Origin of the sequence: Clostridium sp. MCC328 (assembly GCF_018785465.1) — a bacterium.
Classification (GTDB): Bacteria; Bacillota; Clostridia; order Lachnospirales; family Lachnospiraceae; genus Pilosibacter; species Pilosibacter fragilis.
The window spans coordinates 1-2,509 of sequence record NZ_WQPW01000003.1 but is presented as its reverse complement, the minus strand read 5'-3'; the positions used below and the strand labels follow the sequence as shown (position 1 = coordinate 2,509).

The following is a 2,509-nucleotide window of genomic DNA, read 5'->3' as shown; positions in this document are numbered from 1 at the left end:
ATTGTCAAGTTCTCTCATATTTATCAGCCTTTCTTTCTATTTCGACTGATTTAATTATATCACAAATGAGATCATTTGTCTATTACATTCTAGAACATTTGTTCTGCTTGATCTGCAATCTATTTTTCCTTCAGGCTTATTCATTGTATGCAGGATTGATGATATAGCACGACTATAAAAATCAATATATGAGAAGTTTACAATACACAACACAGCTATGTGCAATAATCTGATATCTACATACCAACTATGGCACTATGCAAGAGATGGCAATTCATCTCACCACCTATAGAGGTGGGAGAATTCTTGCTGATTCTTGTTAAATATAAAATATCTATTTTTAATCAAACAGTGTTATCTTTGTGATTGGGAATGTCTGGTCCTCCAGCGGCGCATGCCAGATTCCGTACCAGATGTCCTCCAGATTGTCACCGTCCGCTGCCAGGAAGCCGTAGACCTCGCTGTCAAACTCCGGGATCGCCACCGGGCCGTATAGCAGTGTGCTGCCATATTCGTTGTAGATATCCGATGCCATCTGATTCAGACGGTCGTCCGTCAGATATGCATCCTTGAAGCTGCCGTTTTCTTTATTCTCTCTGAGGATCTTGCAGACTTTTTCCGGAAGCTCCGTCACATCTCCATAGGTGTTGGAGTAGAGGTACATCGGATTCTTTTCCTTCATATACGCCTTCGGTGCCACCACGCAGCCATCCGCGCTTCCGAGAACTTCCGTATACTCATCGCCCTGTGTCACGATGGGACCAGCCTCTTCCAGGGTGTAGGCTGCCACCGGCTCCATTGTCGCAGAATCATCGGAGCCATTTATGTCGAAAGCAATGTATCCGAAGGAACCGTGGAGGGAGATCCTGTCGATACTCACATAGTCGAGCTCCACTACCTGACCATAGGGCTGTTTTTTTGCGGTCTCGAGGTCCAAAATTGCGGCTTTTGTTCCTTCATCGGCGGAATTGTCAAGTTTACCGGCGAGAAAAATCGATGTCGGTCCGTCCGCACCGCCGATAATGCCTACTGATGTCGCCACCTGAGTTTTATTTTTCTTCCATATATAAAATGCCATCGCGGTAGCTCCTGAGAGAATCAGGATGCCTGCTGCCGCCAAAATTTTCTTTTTATTATTCATTGTTTCCCCACCTTTTATTTTACTCGTCGTGTTATCGGGCAGAACCGCTTGTTCCCCAGCTGATTATATGGTTTATATTACCATATACTTTTTACTCCCATATATAAATTCCCTTAACATTTCCTGTCTATTTTCTTCCCGTCTTACAACAGCCTTTTAACATGGTCACACTTCACTACATGTTCTTGCACTTCATGTACATCCAGTATATACTTGAACCGAAAATTATAGCTGTGGGAAAGACATAACGCATAATGCTCACAGCAGATCACCAAATCACAAATGGGAAAGGGTTCTGTATTATGAACAACAAGGGATTGATCAAAGAAATTTTTGTCATGACCCTGGCTGACGCAATCACAGCCATAGCGGTTTTCTTTTTTCTGGTACCAAGCCACACATCGATCAGCAGTATTTCCGGTCTCGGAATTATTCTGACCCACTTTATCCCGCTTCCGCTTTCTGTGATCACGATGGCGCTCAACATCCTCCTGCTGATCATCGGATTTATTTTCTGCGGTAAGGAGTTCGGCGCAAAAACTGTATACACGAGTGTCATGTTGCCGGTCTTCTTAGGTATTTTCGAGAAAATCTTCCCGGATTTTACGTCCCTCACCGGAAGTCAGGAGCTGGATGCGGTCTGCTATGTGCTGGTAGTCAGCATCGGTCTCGCGATGCTCTTTAACATGAATGCATCATCCGGTGGACTGGACATCGTTGCAAAGATCATGAACAAGTACCTGCATGTGGATCTCGGAAAGGCAATGTCTCTCTCCGGCATGTGCGTGGCGCTTTCTTCCGCGTTCGTTTATGACAAGAAGACCGTCGTGCTCAGTGTGCTCGGTACATATGTGAACGGAATCGTCCTCGATTACTTTATTTTTGACCAGAATGTCAAGAGACGTGTCTGCATTATCACGAAGAAAGAGGAAGAACTCCGCGAGTTCATTATTAACAATCTGCACAGCGGCGCAACGATCTATGAAGCGATCGGTGCGTATAATTTTGAGAAACACAATGAGATCATTACGATCGTGGATAAGCGTGAGTATCAGGCACTCATGAACTATATCAGTTCCAGTGATCCGGAGGCATTTATCACGGTGTATAAAGTTTCGGATATCCGGTACCGGCCGAAGAAGATCAGTGCGTGATAGAATCAGCACTCTTTTTGGCCTTGGACACTTCTATCGTCTTTTTGAATCAATTTGATTTTGAATAATCGTCTGCATAGACAAAACCACCTCACAGATTCATTTCTGTTGGTGGTTTTGTTATGTAAACTTATTTGTAACTGTTCAGTAGGTCTGCGCACTTGCTGCGCTGACCGTAAGAAAACATAGGCTGGAAGGCAAAAATCCCATCAGC

The 2,509-nt window shown here is 44.3% G+C and carries 2 protein-coding genes; one reads left to right on the top strand and one right to left on the bottom strand.

Annotation, left to right across the window (positions count from 1 at the left end; genetic code table 11):
- Positions 1 to 340: 340 nt before the first annotated feature.
- On the bottom strand, positions 341 to 1,141 hold the full coding sequence (locus tag GPK83_RS16735) for a sodium ion-translocating decarboxylase subunit beta (protein WP_252196187.1): 801 nt from the start codon (positions 1,139 to 1,141) through the stop codon (positions 341 to 343).
- Between the two features lie 302 nt (positions 1,142 to 1,443).
- Here GPK83_RS16735 and GPK83_RS00650 point away from each other — a divergent pair, with 302 nt between their 5' ends.
- Complete coding sequence (locus tag GPK83_RS00650) at positions 1,444 to 2,295, top strand: YitT family protein (RefSeq protein ID WP_142410843.1); 852 nt, start codon at positions 1,444 to 1,446, stop codon at positions 2,293 to 2,295.
- Positions 2,296 to 2,509: the final 214 nt, after the last annotated feature.

Bases quoted from the DNA above. Each gene is read 5' to 3' on its own strand.
- GPK83_RS16735 (WP_252196187.1), bottom strand. From the start codon at position 1,141: ATGAATAATAAAAAGAAAATTTTGGCGGCAGCAGGCATCCTGATTCTC.
- GPK83_RS00650 (WP_142410843.1), top strand. From the start codon at position 1,444: ATGAACAACAAGGGATTGATCAAAGAAATTTTTGTCATGACCCTGGCT.